We start from the raw sequence: 16,863 nt of genomic DNA, 5'->3' as shown, positions 1-16,863 counted from the left end.
TCCACCGCCGCCCGGCCCGCGTTCGTGACGATCGCGATACGCCCCTCTTCCTTGGGCCGGGTTGCGGCGATACATACGCCGTTTCCGAATTTCGGTAAAGCGGAATATTTCGGCGAGGCGTCTTGACTGATGGCTTGGGTGTTTCGCCTGTCGGGCAACGCAAGGGATTGCGCCCGGAGACTGACCCCAGTGCGGTCGGCTGCGCAAGCAGCAGGGTCGCTGACGCGCGAAGGCCCACCGTCCATTGTGGACGGTGGGCCTCGCGTCAAGCAGCCTTACCAGCGATATCGGCCGGTCAGCGTGCCGTTGTTGTTGCCGCCAGGGCCGACATCACCCTGCGTCGAACTCGGGGTTGGATGGTTGGTGCCGTTGAGTGCGCCATACGGTCCGGGATCCGGATAGTATGCGCGCGGCTGAACCGGTTCGTAGGCGGGCGCCGTGCGGTCCCAGCCCACGGACGGTCCGTTCCAGTCGTAGCCCTGCGCCGAAGCGGCGGCAGTGCCCGCGACCAGTGATGCCGTGATCAGGCAGAGGAGTTTTGCCTTGTTCTGCATTGGAGATGCTCCTTGCTTCTGTCGGGAGCCAACGGTTGCAATGCGGGAGCGTTCCGGACGTATGGGCCGGTGAGTGGTCAACACCTATCAACTGGTTATGAGGGGCGCGCCGCGGAACGAAATGGCTGGCATGCGACGGGAATTCCGGGCGTTCTGCCGCACCCGGTTCCCTGCTAATCCCGCGCCTTAACCAACAATTAAATATACGTTTGCGGGTGGGCAACAGCCCGGCCTAGCCTCTCGCGGGGAGCCGCTATCGCGAAGCCAAACGAGTGTGTGGTGCGTATCATGATTGCCAGATCACATGGGGCGTTGCTCGCCTCACTCAGCGCAGCCGCGCTGCTCCTGACTGCAAGTGACGGCTCGGCCGGACCTGCTGTGGCCGCAGCGCCTGGCGTCGCGGCCGCCGCTGCGCCATCGGCTGGAACGCGTGCGCCGATCGCGCCGGGCGCCCGGTTCCACCGCCGCAGCGCTCCGTGGGTGTATTGGCCGGGCGGCGGCGGATTCTTCTACGACGGCGCCGGCACCAGCCAGCCCTTCGTCGATGCCGGCCAGCCGCTCTCCAGCGACGTGCGTTACACCTACACCTATGATGTTCCCTGGGACTGGACGCATCGCTATCCGCCGAACGTCGTGCCGTCCAACCGGCCCTATGTGCCGAGTTGCCCGACGGAGCAGGTGACGGTGCCCGGCCGCGGCGGCAGCGAGCACACCGTCAACATCATGCGCTGCTACTGAGCTAACCCAGCTCGAAGCTGGTTACGCCGAAGACGCGGTCGATGCGCAGCGGCGGGATCGGCCCGGTGTACATCCGCGCCGTCTCGAAAACCGGCATCAGGCCGAGCGACTCCGCGAGCGCGATCGCTTCGCGGTTGACGGCGGGAACGTCGAGGAAAATGTCGCCGCCGCGCGTGCTTACCAGCAAAGCCTGCATGACGGTTTCCGCCGCCGCGCGATCGTCGGCGACGAGCGGGCCGATCTTGTAGCCCGTCCGGCACGGACGGATCACGCCCCATGCGGCGAGCCTGCCGTCACGCAGCAGCGCATGGCCGATATGGCCTGATGTGTTGATCCAGGCGCGCAGGAAGCCGCTGCGCGCGGCAGGGAACACGGTGGCGTCGTCGGCTTCGACAATTGCAAATGGGACCTTGTCGAGCGCGACGACCTCGGCAGGTGGCCTCGGCGGCGCGGCCACGACGCCGCCATAGCGGATATTGGCGTAAGCGAGCTGGAAGCCGGACCTCTTGTAATTGTCCTGCTGCGCCACGACGCCGTCGAGCCCGATCACGCGCGGGCCCGCATGCGCGATGGCTGCGTTCCAGATGCGCAGGCCATGGCCCGCGCCGCGAAAGCGCTCGCGCACGATGTAAAAGCCGAGGAAGGCGAAGCGGTCGCCGTAATTGACGCAGGAGACGGTCGCGACCGGCTCGCCGTCGATCTCGCCGACGAAGAAGCCTTGCGCATCGGGGACGGCGAAGCAGGCGGCATCGGCGAGGCCGGGATTCCATCCCTCGGCCGCGGCCCAGTCGACGGCGAGGGCGATTTCGTCGGGGCGCAGATTGCGGATCTGCAGATCACTCATCTCGAGTCGCTCATGATGGCTGCCTTCGTCCATGGACCTGCGGCGAGGTCTGGCTGTAGAAGACCCCCATGATAGGCCGAGCCGGCGGCTCGCCTCAACACAGGGATGATCGGTCATGGCAGCAGAAAAGGTTGCGCTCGTTACCGCCGGCGGCAGCGGCATGGGGGCGGGAGCTGCGCGGCGGCTGGCAGCGGACGGGTTTCGCGTCGCGATCCTGTCGTCCTCCGGCAAGGGCGAGGCGCTGGCTGCCGAGCTCGGCGGCTGCGGCGTCACCGGCTCGAACAAGTCGAACGACGACCTGAAGCGCCTCGTCGACGGTGCGATGGCGAAATGGGGACGGATCGATGTGCTCGTCAACAGCGCCGGGCACGGGCCGCGGGCGCCCATCATCGAGATCACCGACGAGCAGTGGCACACCGGCCTCGACACGTATCTCCTGAACGTGATCCGTCCGACGCGGTTGGTGACGCCGCTGATGCAGGCGCAAAAGGGTGGCGCCATCATCAACATCTCGACGGCCTGGGCATTCGAGCCGAGCGCGATGTTCCCGACCTCGGCGGTGTTCCGCGCCGGCCTTGCCGCCTTCACCAAGATCTTCACCGACACTTACGCCGCCGACAACATTCGCATGAACAACGTCCTGCCGGGCTGGATCGACAGCCTGCCGCAGCAGGACGCGCGACGCGACAGCGTGCCGATGAAGCGCTACGGCAAGGTCGAGGAGATCGCCGCGACGATTTCGTTCCTGGCCTCCGACGGCGCAGCCTACATCACCGGCCAGAACATCCGTGTCGACGGAGGACTGACACGCTCGGTCTGAGGCGGCGCCTGCACCTCGAAATTACTTAGCTCATGAGCTAACAATCATTGACGGCGCATGGCAGCGGCGCTATAGTTAGCTTCATGGCTAACCAATCGTCCCGTCTCGACCAGATCTTCGCGGCGCTTGCCGACCCCACGCGGCGGGCGGTCGTGATGCGACTATGTGCCGGCGAGGCGTCGGTCGGCGAGCTTGCCGATCCCTTCGACATGGCGCTGCCGAGCTTCATGAAGCACGTCTACGCGCTGGAGGCGAGCGGGCTCGTTCTGTCGGAGAAATCCGGCCGCGTGCGCACCTGCCGTCTCAGCCCGGATGCGCTTGTCGGTGCGGAAGATTGGTTCCAGCAGCTGCGTGCCGTCTGGGAGGCGCGACTCGACCGCTTCGAGGCTTACGTGATGAAGCTCAAGAAAGAGAAGGAGAGGGCGGGCGCCAAGCGGCCGTCCCGAACAACCAAACGGAAAGGTTCCGAGTGATGACCAATTCTGCCAATCCCGTTCTGTCGCAATGGTCGCTCGACCGCGAGATTGTGATGTCGCGCGTGATCGACGCGCCGCGCGATCTGGTGTTCGAGGCGTGGTCTGACCCTAAACATCTGCCGCAATGGTTCGGCCCAAAGGGTTTCAAGGTCGAGACCTTCGAGATCGACGTGCGCGTCGGCGGCGTCTGGCGCTTCAACATGATCGGTCCCGACGGCACCCTCTATCCGAACCGGATGCGCTTCCGCCGCATCGAGCGGCCGACTCTGATGGAGATGGATCACGGCCTCGACCAGGACGACGATCCCGGCATGTTCCGCTTCACCGTTACATTCGCGGAGCAGAGCAACGGCAAGACCGTGCTGATGTTGCGCCAGTTGGCCTCGAGCACCGAGCAGCGCGATGGCATGATCGGCTTCGGCGCCGTCGAATACGGCTATCAGACGATGGACAAGCTGGCGGCGTATGTCGCGGGGCTGAAAGGCTGAGACAAACTGACTGGGGATCGATGCTTCGCAACGTCCGGAACGACGGATCGCCCACGAACGCATTCTAAAGTCCATCCTTCAGCAGCTTGCCTTCAGCAGCTTGAAAGAGGTGCGGCCCCGGCGGAGAGGATTCGCCGGAGCCGCTCTCACGCGCGTCAATCGGTCGCGATCAACGTTCGAAGCGGCCTGATCGATGGTCCGGCTAGCGCCGAGGGACGTTGCCGCTCGACGGCGGAGTCGTCTCGTTGCGCATGCCCGGAGGGCTGGAAGCGCCCTGTCCGCCGCGCTCCACATGGGTGATGCCGCCGCCGCCTCCGGCGCTTCCCGCGCCCGCGCCGCCTCCATCACCCGAGCCTCCGCCGGCTCCGGCACCTGCGCCGCCCGCACCACCGGCACCTGCACCTGCACCCGCGCCGCCACCGGCTCCGCCGCCGGCACCTCCGCCAGCGCCGCCGCCCGCGCCTTGCGCGAACGCTCCGCCGACCGAAGCAGCGGCAAGTATCGCGGCTGTGAAGACCGTCAGAATTGTCTTACGCATGTTGTTTCTCCTTGAGGTTTGCGACGGATCAATCACGCTTGACGCCAAGCGTTCCTACGCTGATGGAGAGGCACGGCGAACTCGGCGAACGGTTCAGCGAGAGCATCGCGTGCGAGGCGGCACCATCTCCCTGCTTGGCGTTTAGCTATCGCAGGTTAGCGCCGGGTCCTTCGGCTGGAACACTCGTTGAGATAGTCAGGCGTCCTGCGGCAATCAGCCCGGTCCTCCCAGGAACAATCGCCCGTGCTTCCCGGTTTGCGCGAACGAAGCCAGTCAAACGGAGGACAGGAAAATGGCTAATGCAGCCCGTGATACGTTCGTGGTGGGACTACGCAATGCGCATGCGATGGAAGTGCAGGCGCGAGAGTTGATGGAGCGCCAGTCAGAGCGGCTGGACGAATATCCCGAGGTCAAGGCGAAGGTCACCGCTCATCTTCAGGAGACCAATGAGCAACTGAGCCGGCTGGAAAAATGTCTGGAAGCCTACGGTGAGAGCACGTCCACTCTGAAGGACACGGCGCAGTCGGTGATGGCCAACATGATGGCCATGGCGCATTCGGCTGCCGGCGACGAGATTCTCAAGAACACCTTCGCGAACAATGCGTTCGAGAATTTCGAGATCGCCGCCTACAAGTCGCTCCTGGCGCTCTGCGGCGCCGCCGGCGTGCCGGAGGCCAAGGCACCGCTCGAGATGTCGTTGAAGGAGGAGCAACGCATGGCTGCTTGGATCGACTCCAATGTCGAGAAGGTGACGATGGAGTACCTGACGCATCAGCGCCAGGCCGCGTAGCTCCGCGATCCTTGCCGATATCGACCACCGGCGCGCCAGGGCGGCCGGTGGTTTTTTCGCGCCGCCAGCCCAGGGAGTGTCGACGGGCAGGAACGATCGTGACCGTCCGGCTTTGCCTGTCATGACGCACATTATCTTCAGCGACTACCGCAATCCCGCCGCGGAGCAGGCCTACCAGATCGCCTGGGACTTTCTCGCCCGTACGGGCGCCATCCGCGACGAGTTCGAGGCCTGCGTGTTCCTCGCACAGCGTCTCACCATGATGGTCGAGGAGGGGCAGACCAACCGGATCCGGATGGCCAACCGCGCGATCTCCGAATATCAGCGCCATGCCGATGAAAGCGACGACCTCATCCGCGACGGCGGCCGGCGTGCCGAAGGGCATTGAGCGCCGGCCAAACGGGCTCTGAAGCGGGATCATGCTCTCGCCGCCTCACTCCCTGGCTTCGTCCGTCACGATGTCGCCGAGCTTCTGCCAGCGCAGGCCGTCAAACTGCACCATCTGGAACTGTTTGTTGACCCGATAGTCGGTCGGTGAGGTCGTGACCGAGATCCCCGGGAGCGTCAGGTCGAGCTCGACGTTCTTGAGGTTGGCCGCCTGCCGCATCACGTTCTCGCGGGTGAGATCGTCGCCGCACTGCTTCAGCACCTGCACCAGCAACTGCGCGGTGATGTAGCCGTAGACGTTCAGGTTCGAATCCTTGTCGCCGTCGGGATAGTACTTGGCCATGAAGGCGAAATAGCGCTTCATGCCGGGATCGTCTTTCCATTCGGGGTCGGCAGCATCCTTGACGTAGCCGACGCTGATGACGCCTTTGGAATTGTCGAGCCCCGCTGGTTTCAGCACGGCGCTGACCGAGGAGGCGTTGATGTCGATGATGTGCAGCGCCTTCCAGCCGATCTCGGCAACCTTCTTGATCGCCTGGGCCGCCTGCTTCGGGGTCGTCGCGCTGAACAGCACGTCGGCGCCCGCGTCCCTCAGCCGCAGGATCTGCGAGTCGATCGTCGGCTCGGTGATCTCGTAGGAGGTCTCGGCCACGACCATCTTCGCGGCCTTGTCGCCGAGGCCGGCCTTGAGGCCGGCGAGATAGTCCTTGCCGAGGTCGTCGTTCTGGTAGAGCACGCCGATCTTCGCGTTCGGGTGGTTCTTCAGCAGGTACTGCGCATAGATGCGGCCCTCGACGAGATAGGACGGGTTGAAGCCCATGGTCCAGGGGAAGTTCTTGGGGTCGGTGAAGCGCGCCGCGCCGGTCGCGGCGAAGAGCTGCGGGATCTTCTTGGCGTTGAGATATTTCTGGACGGCGACGTTCGGCGCCGTGCCGATGATCTGGAACGTCAGCAGGACTTCGTCGCTTTCGACCAGCCGGCGGGTCTGCTCCACCGTTTTCGGCGGCGAATAGGCATCGTCGTACTGGATCAGCTCGATCTTGCGGCCGTTCACGCCGCCCTGGTCGTTGATCATCCTCATATAGGCGGCCTGAGTCTTGCCGATCACGGCGTAGGCCGAGGCCGGGCCGCTGAGCGGAACGGTCTGACCGACCTTGATCGCGGTGTCGGACGCGCCGGGGTCGTATTTCTTCTGCGCCTGCGCTGCCGTGATCGAAAACGTGAGCAGGAGCGTGGAGGCCGCGATGCGGCTGACGAGAACGTTTTTCATATGATTTCCCCCTTTCCGTTATTCGCCCTTGAGGCCGGCGTCGCGGATCAGCTTGGTCCACTTCTGCGTCTCGCTGTCGATGAACCGGCCGAACTCGGCGCCAGTGCCGGCGCGTATTTCGAGGCCCTGCGCGGTCAGCTTGTCCTTGATCGCGGGTTCGGCGAGCGCGCGCAGGACCTCGGCCTGGAGCTTGTCGACGATCGCGCGCGGCGTCGTGGACGGCGCCATGAAGCCGTACCAGCCGGCGGCGGCCACGTTGGGAAAGCCCTGCTCGCGCAGCGTCGGCGCCTGCGGGTAGAGCCCGCTGCGCTCGGCCGAGGCAACACCGAGCACGATGAACTTGCCGCTCTGGATGTAGGGCAGGGCGGTCGGCAGCGCCGTCAGCGTCGCGTCGACGCGTCCGGCGAGCAGCTCGGTGTAGGAGGCCGCATCGCCGCGGAACGGGATGTTCAGCCCCTTGACGCCGGCATCGCGGAACAGAAGCTCTCCGGCAAGGTGCGGCTGCGAGCCCGCGCCGGGAGAGGCGAAGGTCAGCCCGTCCGGCTTCGATTTGCCGTAGGCGATCAACTCGGGCAGCGTCTTGAACGGCGCGTCGGCACTGATGATGAGGAACAACGGCGCGATCACCGCCATCGCGACCGGCTGCAGATCCTTGCGGTCATAGGTCAGCTTGCCGAACAGCGCCTCGGCGGTCGCGTAGGGCGCCGCGACGTACAGGATCGTATAGCCGTCGCCAGGCGCGTGGGCGACCATATCGTTGGCGATGCGGGTGCCGGCACCCGGCTTGTTCTCGACGATGAACTGCTGACGCAGGCTGCGGCCGAACTCCTCGGCCAGCAGGCGCAGCGAGATGTCGTTGGAGCCGCCGGGCCCGTAAGGCGAGATCAGCCGCACCATGCGCGACGGCCAGGCGTCCTCGGCATGCGCTGCCAAGCCCGATCCCGCTGCAAGGCCGCCTGCGATTGTGCCCAGCAGGGTTCGGCGTGTGACCTTGAATGATGCCACCGTTTTCGTCCTCCCTCTTGTTGTTGGTCTTCTTGTGTTGTTGGTCTTCTTGCGACGTCAGATCACCTTTCGTTGGGTGAGCTGTTCGATCTCCTGATCCGAAAGGCCGAGCCAGTTCCGGAACACCTCGTCATTGTCCTGGCCGACATCGCCCGCAGCGTGACGCAATCGCACGGGGTCGACGGTGAAGCGAGGAACGGCATTGGTCATGGCAACCGTGCCGAAATCCCGGTCGGCAACGCGGGTGATCACCTCGCGCGCCTTCACTTGCGGATCGTCGGCGATCTGATCGATCGAATAAATCGGGGCGAGCGTTCCCTGCGCGGCGTTGAATTTCGCGAGGACCTCGTCGAGCGGATGCGCAGCACACCAAGTCGCGAAGATGTCGTTGAGCTCGGCGGCGTGCTTGACGCGCTGGCCGTTGTTGGCGAAGCGCGGATCATCGACAAGGTCGGGCCGGCCGATCGCCCGGCAGTTCGCGGCAAAGAGGGCGTTGGTCGAACCTGCGAGCGTCACCCAGTGATCGTCGCTGGTGCGAAACACGGCGGCCGGCGCCGAATAGCCGTTGGCGTTGCCGATGCGGCTGCGGACAGCGCCGAGCTGGTCGTGCTCGATGGCGAGGACGTCGAGCAGGCGGAACACGGCTTCGGTCAGCGCGAGATCGATCTCCTCGCCGGGAGCGTCGGGGTCGCGTGCCCGCTTCCAGAGCGCCGCGAGCACGCCGACGGCGCCGAACAGGCCTCCGATCGAATCCCCGATCGGGTATCCCGGATGGGTCGGCTCGCCCTCGCGCTCGCCGGTGATGTAGGTCAGTCCGCCCATGGCCTCGAAGATGCGGGCGAAGCCGGGGCGCTCGCGATAGGGGCCGTCCTGCCCGAAAGCGGTGGCGCGCAGAATCACGAGGCGCGGCTGGATCGACCACAGGACCTCCTTGGGAAGGCCCCAGCGATCCAGCGTTCCCGGACGAAAATTCTCGATCAGCACGTCGAAGCGCGGAAGCAGCTGCTTGAACAGCGCAAGCCCTTCCGGAGTGCGCAGGTCGAGCGTCGCGAACTTCTTGTTGCGGTTGGCGGCCTTCCACCACAGCGGCTTGCCGTCCTTGAACGGCGGAAACGACCGCACCCCGTCGCCGTTCCTGGGCATCTCGATCTTGAGCACGTCCGCGCCGTAGTCGGCGAGCAGCGTGGCGGCGAACGGCGCGGCGATGATCGTCGCGATGTCGAGAACCTTCAATCCTTCGAGCGGCCCAACCATGTCATGTCCCGCCGCTTGTGATCTTCTTGGTTTTGCGCGGCGGCGTCGTAAGCTCGGCCTGCCCGACGATGGCGCGGATGCTGTCGGCGAGCGCCGCGATGCGCGGACCGATCTCGCTCTCGAGCTGACCTGGCTGGAGCCGGAAGGCGGGGATGCCGCAATTGATCGAGAACGACTGCTTCGATTCGCTCGCATGAAACAGCGGCGCGGCGACGGCATGGATCGAGGCCATGTACTCGCCCCAGCAGGTGCAGAAGCCGCGGTTCTTGCATTGCGCGATTCCGGCGCGGTATTTGTCCCGGACCCTCGACCACAGCTCGGCATCTTCGGCGGCGATATTCCGTTCCAGCCGGTCTGCATCGGCCGGCGGCAAGGTCGAGGCCGCGGCGCGGCCCATGGCGGTCAACACCACGGGAATGGGCATGCCGATGTCAGGCACGTGCGGGCCGACATCGCCGGAGCGCGCAGTCTCGACATAGATCATCGAGGTGGCATCGAGCAGGCCGATCGAGACCGTGCCGCGGACGCTGTGCGCCAGCTCCTGCATCATGGGCCGCGCCACTTGGCGGAATTGCATTCCGGCAAGCAGAGGATGCGCCATACGCAGCGCCCGCGCACCGACGCGGTACTTCGCCCGCTCGGCGTCGTAACGGAGATAGCCGAGCTCGGCCAGCGTATGGGTCAGCCTCGCCACCGTCGGCCGCGGGATGCCCGTCAGAGTCGACAGCTCCATATTGCCGAGCAGCGTGCTCCCCGCCTTGCACGCTTCGAGCACGACGAGCCCTTTTGCCAGCGTCGTGGCGAAAGCGGCGTCGTCGACGCTGTCCGCCAGCACCGCTGCGGCGGACGAGGGCGGATGTCGTGGCTTGGATGAGCTCGTCGGGGCCATTCCTAATTATCAGACAGGCAGAACTCTTATGTCCAATAGATTCGCCACTTGCGTAGATATTGTCCGATATGTGGACGCTACCATGCTGGACGCTTCCGTGAGAGGCAGCTCTCAAATGACCGAGCAGACAGATTTTTGTCGCGGTTGCATGCCGTCCTGTGACAGGATTATTACGACGGCATGTCAGATCGATAATTTTGCGGAGCGGCTCATGTTGCAGTGGCAGGCGCGGTCAAATCCCCTCGCGTGGTGGTGGGGATCCCTTACGCTTGTGAGCAGCGCCAATATTCTCGTCTGGTTCATGCTCTATCGCGAGTTCTATCCGACGGTGGCGGGCAGCATCAGCGGCGGCTCGGATATCGGGCTGATGTTCCTGCTGTGCGCCGGCTATGTGTTCGGCTGTGCCTTCCGCTCGGTGCTGCCGCGCGCCGACGTGCAGCGCATCTGCCTGTTCGACACCTGGCTATCGAGCGTTTTCGTCGGCCGCTCGGTCGCGACCGTCGCCGAGGTCTGCTTCGCCGCGCAATGGGCGATCATCCTGCATCAGCTCGGGACCATGACCGGCGCCGAGACGGCGGTGAACATCGCGTGGGCGATCGTCCCTGTGATCATCATTGCGGAGTGTTTCTCCTGGTACGCGGTGGTGACCACCAATTACCTCTACAACGCGATCGAGAATTCGCTCTGGGCGGTGACCTTCTTCCTGGCCGGAATTGCGCTGTGCCGTCTGATGCCGGAATTCCAGGGCGTGGTGCGCTGGGCGCTGATGTCAGGCGTCGTCGGCATCGCCTGCTTCCTCGCCTTCCTCATCACCGTCGACGTGCCGATGTATCTCAGCCGCTGGCGGGCAGGGCACGCCGAGGGCAACAGGTTCCTCGGCTTTCTCGAAGGCCTGCACGACGTCTCGACGCGCTGGGTCGTGACCCACGACATCGCGCATTGGAAGGGCGAGCTGACCTGGATGTTCCTGTATTTCAGCGCCGCGGTGTGGTCGAGCCTCGCGCTCTGCGCGCTCTATGCGATGGAAGGCTATCTGACGCGCTATCTGGCCTAGCGATTATTTGCCGACCAGGCGGCACTTGCTGCGGTCGAGCGGACGAAAGGCCTGGTCGGGCGGGATCGTCGCGACCAGCTTGACGAAGTCCCACGGGCCCCTGGATTCCTCCGGAGTCTTGACCTGCACCAGATAGAGATCGTGCACCATGCGCTGGTCCTCGCGAATGCGGCCGTTGGGCGTGTAGGCATCCGACACCGGGGTTGCCTTCATCTTCGCCATCACGGTCGCGCTGTCGTCGGAATCGGTGTCCTTCACGGCTTGCAGATAGTGGCGCACGGCGGAATAGACGCCGGCCTGGATCTGCGACGGCATCGCCTTGCGGCGAGCATAGAACGCATCGGAGAATTTCCGGGCTGCCGGCGAGACATCTTCGAAGAACGAGGTGACGATGAGATCACCGCGCGTGGCCTTCAAGCCCACGGCCTCGATGTCAACGTTCTGGAACGACATCGGTACGATCTTCATGCCCTGGTCGGCGAGCCCGAATTCCTCGGCCTGCTTGATCGCGGTGGCGTTGTCGCCGGCGACGTTGATTGCCAGGATCCTGGCGCCCGACGACTGCGCCTGGAGCAGGAATGAGCTGTAATCGGGCGTGCCGAGCTGCGCCTTGACGCCGCCGGCGACCTTGCCGCCGAGCGCGGCGATGCGCTCGCGCGCGGTCGCCTCGATCGAATGGCCGAAGGCGTAATCGCCGGTGATGAAGAACCACGGCTCCTTGCTGGTCTGCATGATGCCGGAGACCACGGCGGTCGCCGTGGAGTAGGCATCCTGGGTCCATTGTACGCTGGTGGGCGCGCAGGCCTCGTCGGTCAGCTGGTTGGCGCCGGCGCCGGAGACGAGGAAGATCTTGCCATTGCCGCGCACCAGCTCCTGCACCGCCAGCGCCGCGCCGGAGTTGCCGCCGTCGGCGATTGCCTGGACGCCGTCGCTGAACCATTTCCGCGCCAGGGATGCGGCGAGATCCGGCTTGTTCTGGTGATCGGCCTGCAGGATCTCGATCGGTTTGCCGTTGATCTTGCCGCCGAACTCCTCGGCTGCCATCCGCGCCGCTTCGACCGAGCCCGGACCCATGGCGGTCGCGAACACGCCGTTCATGTCGGTGAGGACGCCGATGCGGATGGCGTCGCCCTTGATCTCGGCCCGCGCAGCGGAGCCCGCGAGCGCGAGTGTCATCAGCAGGAGGGCGGCGGAGGTGGTTCGGGTCGTGCCCATGGCGTTTCCTCAAGTTTATCGTTGATCGATCGGTGCTGACGGTCACGCCGGTTCGGCGATCACCTTGTTGCGCAAGATGCCGATACCGGAAATCTCGACTTCGACGGTGTCGCCGGGGCGCATCCACAGCGGCGGCGTGCGCTTGGCGCCGACACCGCCCGGCGTGCCCGTGACAATGACGTCGCCGGGCGCGAGCGGGCAGATGGTGGAGATGTAGGCGATCAACGCGGGAATGGCGGTGATCAGGAGATCCGTCGTGGTGTCCTGCACGACGTTGCTGTTCAGCCGGGTCTGCAAAGTGAGCTTTGACGGATCGGGAATCTCGTCCGTCGTCACCAGCCACGGACCGAAACTGCCGCTTTCGGCAAAGGTCTTGCCGGCGAGGAACTGACTGGTGTGGCGCTGCCAGTCGCGGATGCTGCCTTCGTTGTAGCAGGAATAGCCGGCGACGTGGTCGAGCGCGCGGTCGGCGGGAATGTGACGGCCCGCCTTGCCGATGACGAGCGCGAGCTCGCCTTCATAGTCGAAGTCGTCGCTGACCTTCGGTTTCACGATGGGCTGGAGATGGCCGACCTGGCTGCATGGGAAGCGAACGAACAGAGCCGGTTTCTCCGTGACGGTGCGGCCGGTCTCGGCCACGTGGTCGCGATAGTTGAGGCCGACGCAGATGATCTTGCCGGGATCGGGGATCACGGGTGCGAAGGTGATGCTGTCGAGCGGATGATCGGGGGCAGTGGAGGCTGCAAGCTTGGCCGCTTCGGCGACGCGGCCAGCTTCAAGCAACTGTCGTAGCGTTGTGCAGCCCGTCATGCGCGAGCCCAGATCGACGACGCCATTGTCCTTGAAGGCTCCGAACGAGGTGCGGCCGTTGGCGATGAAAGAGAGCAGCTTCATGGGGTGTCCTTGGATGTTCGCTCAGGCCGCGGACGGCATGTGGGTTGGAGGTGTGATGGCGGCCATGAGCCGGTCGAGATCGGTCTCGTTACGGGCGGTGCCGCGGATGTAGCGGTCGGGGCGAACGAGTGCGGCGATGATGCGGTGCTCGCGCAGCCAAGGGCCGACGGCCTCGGCATCATTGCTGGTCAGGATATCGATCCCTGGCAGTGAATGAGCGGAATGCGAAGGGGGCGTGGCCGAGCTATCGACGAGCAGGACATGGCCGTAGCCGATCCGGTCGTCGCTGCGGCTGCCGTCTTGCAGCGCGAACTGCGGCGCGAGATGTCCGGCGAGGGGCAGATCGGCGAGCGCGAGCCCGGGGCCGAGCAGGGGCTTTTTCACCTCCAGCTTGACCGGCGCATTTTCGCGCACCTCGCCGGCGGCAAGGCCGGCCTCGATCGCTTTGGTGTTGATGATGCCGCCGAGGCGAATGGCGAGCTCGATGAATTCGCGCACATGCGGCTGGCGCTCGCTCTGATAGGTGTCGAGCAGGTGGGGCGGGGCGCCGTCGCGAATGACCGCGGCGAGCTTCCAGGCCAGGTTCGCGGCATCGCGGATGCCGGCGCACATGCCCTGGCCGAGGAAGGGCGGGGTCTGGTGCGCAGAGTCGCCCGCGAGCAGCAGTCGATCGTTCCGCCATTGCTGCGCGATGACGGAATGAAACGTGTAGACCGCCGCGCGTTCGATTTCGGCATCGTCGGGCGTGATCCAGCGCGACAACAGCTCCCAGACCTTCGCGGGCTGCGCGACCTCCTGGGAATCCTCGTCGGGGAGGACCGTGATCTCCCAGCGCCGCCGCGCGCCGGTGCCGCGCACATAGGTCGCGGGCCGTTGCGGATCGCAATGCTGAAGGCTGTAGTCGCCTAGGTCGTTGCGCTCGCGCTTGAGCAGGACGTCGATCACCAGCCAGCGCTCGTGGAAGCCGAGGTCGTCCATCCCCGAGCCGATGAAGCGGCGCACCAGCGAGCGGGCGCCGTCGCAGCCGATCACATAGCCGCCGCGAACTTCCATGAGCTTCCCGCTGGAGAGGTCTTCGTAGCGCACGCGCACGCCATCCTCGTCCTGATCGAGCGCGAACACATCGCAGCGGTTGCGCAGGGTGACGTGTGGCCAGCGGGCGAGTCCGCCGATCAACGCGTCCTCCAGATCCGGCTGGTGGAAGCGGTAGCTGAGATGCCAGCCCATCGGCGTCAGCGTCCGTGGACGGGACCAGTCCAGCAGCATGCGACCGGCGGCATCGAGAAAGAGCATGCCGGGACTGAGGATGACATGCGGCAGGATCGTCTCGGCAAGTCCGATCGTCTGGAACACGCGCATGCATTCGTCGTCGAAATGCACTGCCCGCGGCAAATGATAGGTCCGCGCCTCGCGCTCCAGCACCAGCGTCCGCACACCGCACAGGCCGAGCAGGTTGGCGAGCGTGGCGCCCACGGGGCCGCGGCCGACGATCACGACGTCAAACTCTTCAGGAGCGGATTTATCTTGCATGGGGCTATCTCTTCCCCAAGCTGCGCCGCAGCATCAACGCCGCCGCGTCAAGTGTCCGCCCAGCGGACGGCCTCCCGCCGCTCGTCATGGCCGGGCTTGTCCCGGCCGTCCATGCCGTGCGGCCCGGCATGGAAGACGTGGATGCCCGGGTCAAGCCCGCGCATGACGGCCTGGACACGTGAGCGCACTACACCTCGACCGGAATGGCGGATGCCGTCTTCTGAAGTCGCGCCGCAAACTGCGTCACCGCTTCCTCGATCCCGAGCGCCGTCCTGATCCAGATGATGGAGATGCAGCCGAACACCACACCATCGCGCACGATCGGAACGGCAATCGAAGCCGTCTTCGGATTGTATTCGCCCTCGCTGCGGATTGCATAACCTCGCGCGGCGGTCTCGGCGATCATTCGGTCGAGCCGGCCCTGGTCGAGGAAGGGGCGGTCGTCGATCTCATCGATGCGGCGGAGATGATTGACGATCAGATCGCGTTCGCGCGCGGGGCAGGCGGCGAGATAGGCGCGGCCCGCAGACGTTCGCAGCATCGGCAGGCGCTTGCCGATCATGCCGCGATCGATCGAAAGCGGGCTGCGCGAATGCGTGGTCTCCTGCACCACCATCGCCGCGTTCTCATAGGTGGACAGATCGACCGGCCAAACCAGTTTCTTGCTGAGCTCGGCAAGAAAAGGCGCCGCGGCCTGGCAGATCACCACGCCAGGATCGTAGCCGTCGCCGAGGCTCAATGCGCGCCGGGTGACTCGAAATCGGTCGTCGCTGGCGCTGCGGGCGATATAGCCGAGTTCCTCCAGAGTTTCGAGGAGGCGATAGACGGTGGGTCGAGGCAGGTCGAGCGCGCGGGCGATGTCGCCGGCACGGATGCCGCCGGAGCGGTTGACCTCGTGCAGCACGTCGAGCCCGCGCTTGAAGGCGCGGACGCCCTCAGACTGCCGAGGCTGGCCGTTCGGCGTCCGCTCCTTGGACACTTCGTATTTCCTCCCTTGTGGCACATCGCGGCGCGGCTATCGTCGTTGCGAACGCGAAGCGATTGCGGAACGCCACCGTAGGATCGCGCGCGGCCGGTATCAAGCTCGCCGCAGTGCGGTGATCGCGATGCCTTCGGGAGGACGTCGATGGAAATCACCGCGCTCGGCTATATCGGAATCAACTCATCCCAGCTCGACCAGTGGAGCCGGATGGCGACCGGGCTGCTCGGCATGCAGCAGGTCGATCGCGGCGGCAAGATGCGCGCCTTCCGCATGGACGATCGCAAGCAGCGGCTGATCGTCGACGGCGGCAGCGACGCCGGCCTCGCGGTGATGGGCTGGGAAGTTGCTTCGACCGCCGAACTGGACCAGTTGGCAGGACGGCTGGAAAGCCATGGCATCAAGGTGGCCCGAGGCTCGCGCGCGCTCGCTGACGAGCGGCACGTCGCCGAGCTGATCGCGTTTGCCGATCCCGCCGGCAACCGGCTGGAAGCTTTTTGCAAGCCGGAGCTTGCGAGCGAGCCGTTCAGCCCCGGCCGCCCGATCTCGGGCTTCCGCACCGGCGCGCTCGGCATGGGGCACGTCGTGCTCAATGTGGAGGATGTCGAGCCGCTCTTGCCGTTCTATCGTGACGTGCTCGGCTTTCACGTCTCCGATTTCGGGCTGAAGCCCTATGGGCTTTATTTCTTCCACGTCAATGGCCGCCACCACTCCTTTGCGATGGTCGGCTCGGGGCGGAAGGCGATGCACCACTTCATGGTCGAGCTCGGCAGTCTCGATGATGTCGGTCAGGGCTACGACCTTGCGCAGATGGACGAGGGGCGCATCGCCTACACGCTGGGCCGGCACACCAACGACCACATGACCTCGTTCTACGTGAATACGCCGTCCGGCTTCTTCATCGAATACGGCTGGGGCGGACGCGTCATCGATCCTGAGACCTGGCAGCCGCACGAGACCTTTGACGGGCCCTCGCTATGGGGGCACGAGCGGCTGCATATGCCGGAAGAGCAACGCAAGCGCCTGCGCGACATGCGACTCGATGCGGCCGCGCGTGGGGTGCGCGTCGCCGACCCGCGCGTGCCGCCGCTCAACTGCGCGTGGCTGGACCAGGTGATCGCGCGCGAGTGAGACGCGG

General features: G+C 65.3%; 20 protein-coding genes. 8 read left to right on the top strand and 12 right to left on the bottom strand.

The window, feature by feature from the left end; all coding sequences use genetic code 11:
* Positions 1–275 precede the first annotated feature (275 nt).
* Entirely contained in the window at positions 276–554 is a 279-nt protein-coding gene (locus ABIG06_RS34885; RefSeq protein WP_370140269.1) for a hypothetical protein, read from the bottom strand.
* A gap of 288 nt (positions 555–842) precedes the next feature.
* Here ABIG06_RS34885 and ABIG06_RS34880 point away from each other — a divergent pair, with 288 nt between their 5' ends.
* Positions 843–1,292 carry a hypothetical protein gene (locus ABIG06_RS34880; RefSeq protein ID WP_424578546.1) on the top strand — a complete coding sequence of 150 codons (450 nt, stop codon included), beginning with the start codon at positions 843–845 and terminating at the stop codon, positions 1,290–1,292.
* A gap of 1 nt (position 1,293) precedes the next feature.
* Here ABIG06_RS34880 and ABIG06_RS34875 read toward each other — a convergent pair whose 3' ends face one another.
* Entirely contained in the window at positions 1,294–2,136 is an 843-nt protein-coding gene (locus ABIG06_RS34875; RefSeq protein WP_370140268.1) for a GNAT family N-acetyltransferase, read from the bottom strand.
* A 115-nt stretch (positions 2,137–2,251) separates the two neighbouring features.
* Here ABIG06_RS34875 and ABIG06_RS34870 point away from each other — a divergent pair, with 115 nt between their 5' ends.
* From ABIG06_RS34870 to ABIG06_RS34860, 3 genes are all read left to right on the top strand, one after another.
* Positions 2,252–2,956 (top strand): SDR family oxidoreductase, encoded by a 705-nt coding sequence (locus tag ABIG06_RS34870; protein ID WP_124157737.1) that lies wholly within the window; start codon positions 2,252–2,254, stop codon positions 2,954–2,956.
* A gap of 83 nt (positions 2,957–3,039) precedes the next feature.
* Positions 3,040–3,429 carry an ArsR/SmtB family transcription factor gene (locus ABIG06_RS34865; protein ID WP_370140267.1) on the top strand — a complete coding sequence of 130 codons (390 nt, stop codon included), beginning with the start codon at positions 3,040–3,042 and terminating at the stop codon, positions 3,427–3,429.
* A complete protein-coding gene (locus ABIG06_RS34860) occupies positions 3,429–3,920 on the top strand; it encodes an SRPBCC family protein (RefSeq protein ID WP_370140266.1) in 492 nt (163 codons plus the stop codon). Before ABIG06_RS34865 ends, ABIG06_RS34860 begins: the two co-directional genes overlap by 1 nt.
* A 202-nt stretch (positions 3,921–4,122) precedes the next feature.
* Here the strand turns inward: ABIG06_RS34860 and ABIG06_RS34855 are convergent, their stop codons facing one another.
* Positions 4,123–4,458, bottom strand: coding sequence for a hypothetical protein (locus tag ABIG06_RS34855; RefSeq protein WP_148090211.1), 336 nt, complete (start codon positions 4,456–4,458; stop codon positions 4,123–4,125).
* Between the two features lie 292 nt (positions 4,459–4,750).
* Here ABIG06_RS34855 and ABIG06_RS34850 point away from each other — a divergent pair, with 292 nt between their 5' ends.
* Both ABIG06_RS34850 and ABIG06_RS34845 read left to right on the top strand, forming a co-directional pair.
* On the top strand, positions 4,751–5,248 hold the full coding sequence (locus tag ABIG06_RS34850) for a ferritin-like domain-containing protein (RefSeq protein ID WP_370140265.1): 498 nt from the start codon (positions 4,751–4,753) through the stop codon (positions 5,246–5,248).
* Positions 5,249–5,369: 121 nt separating this feature from the next.
* A complete protein-coding gene (locus ABIG06_RS34845) occupies positions 5,370–5,636 on the top strand; it encodes a hypothetical protein (RefSeq protein ID WP_370140264.1) in 267 nt (88 codons plus the stop codon).
* 45 nt (positions 5,637–5,681) lie between these two features.
* Here the strand turns inward: ABIG06_RS34845 and ABIG06_RS34840 are convergent, their stop codons facing one another.
* The 4 genes from ABIG06_RS34840 to ABIG06_RS34825 are packed head-to-tail and all read right to left on the bottom strand — an operon-like array spanning position 5,682 to position 10,053.
* Positions 5,682–6,905: an ABC transporter substrate-binding protein gene (locus ABIG06_RS34840; protein ID WP_370140263.1), complete on the bottom strand. Its 1,224-nt coding sequence runs from the start codon at positions 6,903–6,905 to the stop codon at positions 5,682–5,684.
* 18 nt (positions 6,906–6,923) lie between these two features.
* Positions 6,924–7,910, bottom strand: a complete 987-nt coding sequence (locus tag ABIG06_RS34835; RefSeq protein WP_370140262.1) for a Bug family tripartite tricarboxylate transporter substrate binding protein — start codon at positions 7,908–7,910, stop codon at positions 6,924–6,926.
* 57 nt (positions 7,911–7,967) lie between these two features.
* Positions 7,968–9,164 (bottom strand): CaiB/BaiF CoA transferase family protein, encoded by a 1,197-nt coding sequence (locus tag ABIG06_RS34830; protein ID WP_370140261.1) that lies wholly within the window; start codon positions 9,162–9,164, stop codon positions 7,968–7,970.
* A gap of 1 nt (position 9,165) precedes the next feature.
* On the bottom strand, positions 9,166–10,053 hold the full coding sequence (locus tag ABIG06_RS34825; protein WP_370140260.1) for an IclR family transcriptional regulator: 888 nt from the start codon (positions 10,051–10,053) through the stop codon (positions 9,166–9,168).
* Positions 10,054–10,264: 211 nt separating this feature from the next.
* Between ABIG06_RS34825 and ABIG06_RS34820 the strand changes: the two genes are divergently transcribed.
* A complete protein-coding gene (locus ABIG06_RS34820) occupies positions 10,265–11,107 on the top strand; it encodes a hypothetical protein (protein WP_124157746.1) in 843 nt (280 codons plus the stop codon).
* Between the two features lie 3 nt (positions 11,108–11,110).
* On the opposite strand, the gene ABIG06_RS34815 is transcribed toward ABIG06_RS34820, so the two are convergent.
* From ABIG06_RS34815 to ABIG06_RS34795, 5 genes are read right to left on the bottom strand one after another with little or no spacing between them, the layout of a single operon-like run.
* Positions 11,111–12,322, bottom strand: a complete 1,212-nt coding sequence (locus ABIG06_RS34815; protein WP_370140259.1) for an ABC transporter substrate-binding protein — start codon at positions 12,320–12,322, stop codon at positions 11,111–11,113.
* 42 nt (positions 12,323–12,364) lie between these two features.
* Entirely contained in the window at positions 12,365–13,216 is an 852-nt protein-coding gene (locus ABIG06_RS34810) for a fumarylacetoacetate hydrolase family protein (RefSeq protein WP_124157748.1), read from the bottom strand.
* Positions 13,217–13,237: 21 nt separating this feature from the next.
* Positions 13,238–14,746, bottom strand: coding sequence for a bifunctional 3-(3-hydroxy-phenyl)propionate/3-hydroxycinnamic acid hydroxylase (locus ABIG06_RS34805; protein WP_370140258.1), 1,509 nt, complete (start codon positions 14,744–14,746; stop codon positions 13,238–13,240).
* Between the two features lie 47 nt (positions 14,747–14,793).
* Positions 14,794–14,934: a hypothetical protein gene (locus tag ABIG06_RS34800; protein ID WP_158626699.1), complete on the bottom strand. Its 141-nt coding sequence runs from the start codon at positions 14,932–14,934 to the stop codon at positions 14,794–14,796.
* Positions 14,934–15,725 (bottom strand): DNA-binding transcriptional regulator, encoded by a 792-nt coding sequence (locus ABIG06_RS34795; RefSeq protein ID WP_370140257.1) that lies wholly within the window; start codon positions 15,723–15,725, stop codon positions 14,934–14,936. The genes ABIG06_RS34800 and ABIG06_RS34795 overlap by 1 nt, the downstream gene beginning before the upstream one ends.
* A 147-nt stretch (positions 15,726–15,872) precedes the next feature.
* Here ABIG06_RS34795 and ABIG06_RS34790 point away from each other — a divergent pair, with 147 nt between their 5' ends.
* Complete coding sequence (locus ABIG06_RS34790; RefSeq protein ID WP_370140256.1) at positions 15,873–16,856, top strand: VOC family protein; 984 nt, start codon at positions 15,873–15,875, stop codon at positions 16,854–16,856.
* The last annotated feature ends 7 nt before the right edge of the window (positions 16,857–16,863 follow it).

The organism is Bradyrhizobium sp. USDA 326 (genome assembly GCF_049739485.1).
Taxonomy (GTDB): Bacteria; Pseudomonadota; Alphaproteobacteria; order Rhizobiales; family Xanthobacteraceae; genus Bradyrhizobium.
This window is presented reverse-complemented; position numbering and strand designations above follow the sequence as displayed.

What these genes read in the sequence shown, in the direction of transcription:
- ABIG06_RS34885 (WP_370140269.1), bottom strand. Translation starts at nt 554, where the DNA reads ATGCAGAACAAGGCAAAACTCCTCTGCCTGATCACGGCATCACTGGTC.
- ABIG06_RS34880 (WP_424578546.1), top strand. Translation starts at nt 843, where the DNA reads ATGATTGCCAGATCACATGGGGCGTTGCTCGCCTCACTCAGCGCAGCC.
- ABIG06_RS34875 (WP_370140268.1), bottom strand. Translation starts at nt 2,136, where the DNA reads ATGAGTGATCTGCAGATCCGCAATCTGCGCCCCGACGAAATCGCCCTC.
- ABIG06_RS34870 (WP_124157737.1), top strand. Translation starts at nt 2,252, where the DNA reads ATGGCAGCAGAAAAGGTTGCGCTCGTTACCGCCGGCGGCAGCGGCATG.
- ABIG06_RS34865 (WP_370140267.1), top strand. Translation starts at nt 3,040, where the DNA reads ATGGCTAACCAATCGTCCCGTCTCGACCAGATCTTCGCGGCGCTTGCC.
- ABIG06_RS34860 (WP_370140266.1), top strand. Translation starts at nt 3,429, where the DNA reads ATGACCAATTCTGCCAATCCCGTTCTGTCGCAATGGTCGCTCGACCGC.
- ABIG06_RS34855 (WP_148090211.1), bottom strand. Translation starts at nt 4,458, where the DNA reads ATGCGTAAGACAATTCTGACGGTCTTCACAGCCGCGATACTTGCCGCT.
- ABIG06_RS34850 (WP_370140265.1), top strand. Translation starts at nt 4,751, where the DNA reads ATGGCTAATGCAGCCCGTGATACGTTCGTGGTGGGACTACGCAATGCG.
- ABIG06_RS34845 (WP_370140264.1), top strand. Translation starts at nt 5,370, where the DNA reads ATGACGCACATTATCTTCAGCGACTACCGCAATCCCGCCGCGGAGCAG.
- ABIG06_RS34840 (WP_370140263.1), bottom strand. Translation starts at nt 6,905, where the DNA reads ATGAAAAACGTTCTCGTCAGCCGCATCGCGGCCTCCACGCTCCTGCTC.
- ABIG06_RS34830 (WP_370140261.1), bottom strand. Translation starts at nt 9,164, where the DNA reads ATGGTTGGGCCGCTCGAAGGATTGAAGGTTCTCGACATCGCGACGATC.
- ABIG06_RS34825 (WP_370140260.1), bottom strand. Translation starts at nt 10,053, where the DNA reads ATGGCCCCGACGAGCTCATCCAAGCCACGACATCCGCCCTCGTCCGCC.
- ABIG06_RS34820 (WP_124157746.1), top strand. Translation starts at nt 10,265, where the DNA reads ATGTTGCAGTGGCAGGCGCGGTCAAATCCCCTCGCGTGGTGGTGGGGA.
- ABIG06_RS34815 (WP_370140259.1), bottom strand. Translation starts at nt 12,322, where the DNA reads ATGGGCACGACCCGAACCACCTCCGCCGCCCTCCTGCTGATGACACTC.
- ABIG06_RS34810 (WP_124157748.1), bottom strand. Translation starts at nt 13,216, where the DNA reads ATGAAGCTGCTCTCTTTCATCGCCAACGGCCGCACCTCGTTCGGAGCC.
- ABIG06_RS34805 (WP_370140258.1), bottom strand. Translation starts at nt 14,746, where the DNA reads ATGCAAGATAAATCCGCTCCTGAAGAGTTTGACGTCGTGATCGTCGGC.
- ABIG06_RS34790 (WP_370140256.1), top strand. Translation starts at nt 15,873, where the DNA reads ATGGAAATCACCGCGCTCGGCTATATCGGAATCAACTCATCCCAGCTC.